The following is a 4,372-nucleotide window of genomic DNA, read 5'->3' as shown; positions in this document are numbered from 1 at the left end:
TGTCCCAAAGTCTGAATCAGAAAGTTTGCAAGATTGTAGGAGGGGTAACCACTCCCCCTTGCGGTGTGCCCTGTTCGGGGAATTCTGGGTTAACTCCTGCCTTGAGGCATCGGAAGATACCGAGTTTTAAGCCTTTGGGGGCAATGAGTTCATCCATTATTGCTGAGTGGTTAATCCGGTCGAAGCACTTTTCAATATCGAGTTCTATAACTCGTTTTTCTATTCCGTTGCATCGGGATTTGAGGTTATCAAAGATGTACTGTTGTGCATCGTGGGCAGAGCGCCCAGTTCTAAACCCATAACTCCGGGCATGGAATGTGGCTTCATGTGCTGGTTCGAGTGCGTATTTTGCGAGGCATTGCCAAGCTCTATCTGCGATGGTGGGTATCTTAAGCATTCTGGTAGTCCCGTCCTTCTTGGGGATGGGGATTTCCCGTAAGCCTTGATGTTTCCAATTTCCGCTATTCATTCTCAGTAGTTCTTCAAGATTGAAGCGTTCTCCAAATGAGAGGGATTTCTTACCATCAATACCAGCCGTCTTTTTACCAGCGTTTAGCTGTGATACTTGTCTTATTGCAAGAAATCGAGCCGAGGTTGATTTTAGAATGAGCTTTTGGAGTGACCTAGCTTTCCGTTTGTCTCCAACAAGAACCGCTTTGTACACGCGCTTTTGAAGGCGGAATAGGTTACGCCGGAATTTCTTCCAGGGTAATGCTACCCATGATTCACTAGTTTTGTAACTGTGTCTAACCATACTCTTCTCTAGGTAGTGTATTCTGAACACCTCAGACCAATTACGGTCTGTCCTACCCGAACTGTGGGGATTCCTCCGCTCGTCTGGGCTACTTGGGGTTCGACTGCCCCTAGACCCACAATTCGTTTTTATTCGTTCCCTCGGAATGATTGATTGTTCCGTTAGGTGTAGCCACTTCAACCATTGGATTCCCCGGACTCTTGCCATTATTCAGATTGATATTTGGCGGGATTATACTCCAATGAGGTCAGGGATTTTTGTGTTGCGCCCTTGCCACTCGGTAGGTTGCTTTTCTAGGCTCTGTTTCACCGTAGGAACTCCCTGTTAGCACCAGTGTCAACCCGCAACGGCTGTCTGATTGTGTCCTGTTCCCAGCTTCACCCTCCAGACACCGAGTCTGGTCAGTGTGGGCAGATAAGGAGTCAATTCTGAGTCTGAATGACAGGACTTGCACCTGCATCAATCCGAGAGTTCAGCCTTTAATGTCAGTAATCTGCTGACGGACTGGATTAGTTATGTACGGACTGGATACCGGGATTCTCTAATCAACGAATCGCACCATCTGACCGAGAGTTCAGCCTTTGGTGACAGTAATCTGCTGTCGGGCTAGATTAGTTATTTACGGACTTAATACCGTGATTCACTAATCAACGAATCGCACCGTCATCTACTACTAAGATTGTGCCTTTTTCACCTGATAAGTTTCTCAACGCTGTTCCTCCACAGCGAGAACTCTCAACCATCTATTATCTGTTTATTAGGAGTCAAAAGCGCAAAACAGTCTTGAGTTACAGTCATGATTAAGAAGCGATCGCTTAATACTTGCATCTGTGCAACAGATTATCCTGGGGCATCTACCCGAAAACAGATTTGTACACAATTAATAAATTCTTCTGCAAGGGACTCGTATTTTCCATCGATTTGGTGTACCTTGTTAATTCAGTGCAAATTATTTATACCTAACTTATCTCAAATTTACTCAGACAAATTTTAAGCCAATGCCTTCAAGGGAACAGCCAATGAAAACTTCTAATGATACAGATACTAAGAAGATCATCAAAAAATCCGACAAGCTTACCCTAAAACAGATGAAATTAATCGAAGAAGCAGAAGACCAACTTCTTCAAGCCGATACTGTCAATTCTACTCCCGGATTTCTCACGATAGTGTAGGCTTCAGGGGAAGAGGAGTGTGGGGAGTGTGGGGAGTGTGGGAGGACAAGAAAGAAGCCTTACTCCCCTCTCTTCCCCTACTCCCCCCACCCTTCCCACCCTTCCCACCCTTCCCACACCTCCCACACCTCCCACACCTCCCACACCCCTTGGATTTCTCACTTGTGAGAAATCCAGGTACTGCCCCTGTGGTTGAGGTTGAGGAGAAACCAGTAGCGATTTCAGAGCCTAGAGTTCCTGACTATGTTCCATTGCTTGACAATCCTCCAGTACAATCTGTGGGTAATTCCGGCTGGCAGGTTTCTGATGTCTGGCGGGATATCCGTGTGGATGATTTCTGTGGGTAGACCCCATGATTACGAGCGCTCATACATCTATAATTTCTCAGTGTAAGTGCATCTCAAATGCTATTGAAAAGTAGGTTTAGATATCCGTTCATTAATTAACAAATTATTGACAATTAAGCCTATTTGTTATTAATTCTTTCCTTAACTTAAGATAATCTACAATTTGCTTTGATGCTTGAAGATACAATAATTACTCTGCTAATTTGCAGTACAGAAGAAAAGAAGCTTTACTTTGAGGTGTCCCTCTCACTTTTTAAAAAAGTTTCCACCTGGAATCCTGAATTGTCAGCAGTGCCTTTATCAATGAGCGAGGCTATTGAAATTGGTCAGGCTGAAGCTTATCGAAAGCGGCCTCAATTTAACTCTTATGTATGTATAGCTGCCTCGATTCAATCTCTGCAACCTCATCCAAAGCCATTTTTATGGTTTTGGCATATTGTGTTCGCCCCAGTAATTGATAAGCATATTTGTTATTTAGATCGCAGTGAGATCGTTTTGCTTCTGGACGGTACAGTAATCGAGCCAAGAGTTATTAGTATTTCAAATTAGTTCCTGCTTTTTTAAAACACTCCTGGTTATACCTTGATAATAATATTTTTAATTATGAATTGATAAGAGAACTCAGCATCATGACTATAAATAATAGGCAGTCTTTATCAATTATATCAACTTTTCAATAATGTTTGCATCGGTATTCAAGGAAATTATTAATTAATGAGTTTATCTACTTTACCTATAGAATTTGAATTAGCAGCCGCCAAAATATTATCTGCTCATTATCCACACTCTCGCTTTAAATTATCAGCAGAAATTGAACAAGGTTTTATAACAATTGATTTTCAAGGCTACTTTAGCGAAAGTTTTAATCCGAAAAATCGTCCTTGTTCTAATCCTATTAATGAAGTTTATCGAAATAATAAGGTTGATTTCCGGCTATTTTGGTCTGGTGAACATCTAGCCTTATCGGGTTGGTGGAGAACTGCAATTCTATCGCTTGAGTACACTCCCATACGGCAAGTGTGGTTGAATGAAGATGCGGAGGAAATTTCTCGTCCCTATCCAGACGGTGATAAGTTTGAGGCAATTGCTAATTCTTTGTACCCAATCTTACAACAGTATTTTCCTATTTGAAGATTACGTTTAAAAAGAAGAGCAGAGTTAAAAATGATAGTTGCTAAAATAAATCAGCTAATAATCTCTGGCAAAATAAAAAATTACTTCTCTATTAAAGAGCTAATTCAATTAATAGAAACGCTGATAGTGGAATTAGATGAAAATCTAGAATTAACCACTGAAGATATTTTTGAGATTGTGTGCCTAGAATATCACCTAAATGCTGATTTTATAGAACAAGAGCTAAGTTGTAAATGTCCATTTGCATTAGCTGGCTTTTTAAGTGAGTTAGAACAGACAGAAATTTCTGATTATTTAACACTTGATTAATTTATTGGACAAAAAGTAAACAGTTTGTTCTATTATTGGGTAGACAAGTCTAGTCAAGTCTAGTCATGAGCCGACCACAATTAAACATCAAATTTGATGGAGAGGGCGAGAAAGAACTACTTGAGGCTGTAAAGGCACGAGCACAGGATGAACGTATTTCTCTCAAAGAGTTTGTTTTGGATGCCTTGAAAAATAGCCTGACAGTTCACCTTGCTACCCAACCTACCCAACCTAAACCAGCTGTCACTAAGCCAGAGGTAGACGAACTGAAGCGGCGAATAGTTGATATTCAGATAAGTTTAATGGGTGAGGTTAGCAAGGATAGAAAACAAATTGCCGCACTAGCAGCAGCGATCGCTCTGATTGAGTCGCGCTTTGATGTTCTCGACCCTCCCAAGATAGTGACAGTTGAAGATAGTCAGGCTAGACAGTCTAGACAGGGGGAAACCTGGGAGAATGATGCTGTTGAGTTTTTAGATGCAATCAGCTGGGGTGATGAGTAAATCAATCATACTTTACTCTCTATGACTACTGTCCTTTAAAAATGCAGTCCCCGCTCAAATTGATGCGAAAAGTAGCATTTTAGATTATCTAGTAATTATAAGCTGTTACGCAGTTAGATTGTATAATATTAGATTAATTACTTAATCTAGTAT

Annotated in this window: 6 protein-coding genes and 1 pseudogene; 6 read left to right on the top strand and 1 reads right to left on the bottom strand. The window is 41.1% G+C overall.

Annotation, left to right across the window (positions count from 1 at the left end):
* Window positions 1–40: 40 nt before the first annotated feature.
* Window positions 41–754 (bottom strand): annotated as a pseudogene (locus tag ACM0OX_RS35220) (reverse transcriptase N-terminal domain-containing protein); the annotation flags it as partial.
* Window positions 755–1,773: 1,019 nt separating this feature from the next.
* Between ACM0OX_RS35220 and ACM0OX_RS35215 the strand changes: the two are divergent.
* The 6 genes from ACM0OX_RS35215 to ACM0OX_RS35190 all read left to right on the top strand — a co-directional run bounded on the left by ACM0OX_RS35215 (window position 1,774) and on the right by ACM0OX_RS35190 (window position 4,219).
* The gene (locus ACM0OX_RS35215) at window positions 1,774–1,926 is read left to right on the top strand and encodes a hypothetical protein (protein ID WP_414519800.1); all 153 of its coding nucleotides are present in this window, start codon (window positions 1,774–1,776) and stop codon (window positions 1,924–1,926) included.
* Window positions 1,927–2,075: 149 nt separating this feature from the next.
* Window positions 2,076–2,273 (top strand): hypothetical protein, encoded by a 198-nt coding sequence (locus ACM0OX_RS35210; RefSeq protein ID WP_414519799.1) that lies wholly within the window; start codon window positions 2,076–2,078, stop codon window positions 2,271–2,273.
* Window positions 2,274–2,444: 171 nt separating this feature from the next.
* The gene (locus ACM0OX_RS35205; protein WP_414519797.1) at window positions 2,445–2,822 is read left to right on the top strand and encodes a hypothetical protein; all 378 of its coding nucleotides are present in this window, start codon (window positions 2,445–2,447) and stop codon (window positions 2,820–2,822) included.
* A gap of 165 nt (window positions 2,823–2,987) precedes the next feature.
* The gene (locus ACM0OX_RS35200) at window positions 2,988–3,404 is read left to right on the top strand and encodes a hypothetical protein (protein WP_414519795.1); all 417 of its coding nucleotides are present in this window, start codon (window positions 2,988–2,990) and stop codon (window positions 3,402–3,404) included.
* A gap of 33 nt (window positions 3,405–3,437) precedes the next feature.
* Entirely contained in the window at window positions 3,438–3,716 is a 279-nt protein-coding gene (locus ACM0OX_RS35195; RefSeq protein WP_414519793.1) for a hypothetical protein, read from the top strand.
* Between the two features lie 65 nt (window positions 3,717–3,781).
* Window positions 3,782–4,219 carry a hypothetical protein gene (locus ACM0OX_RS35190; RefSeq protein WP_414519792.1) on the top strand — a complete coding sequence of 146 codons (438 nt, stop codon included), beginning with the start codon at window positions 3,782–3,784 and terminating at the stop codon, window positions 4,217–4,219.
* Window positions 4,220–4,372: the final 153 nt, after the last annotated feature.

This window comes from Nostoc sp. PCC 9305 (genome assembly GCF_963920915.1).
Taxonomy (GTDB): Bacteria; Cyanobacteriota; Cyanobacteriia; order Cyanobacteriales; family Nostocaceae; genus Nostoc.
This window is presented reverse-complemented; position numbering and strand designations above follow the sequence as displayed.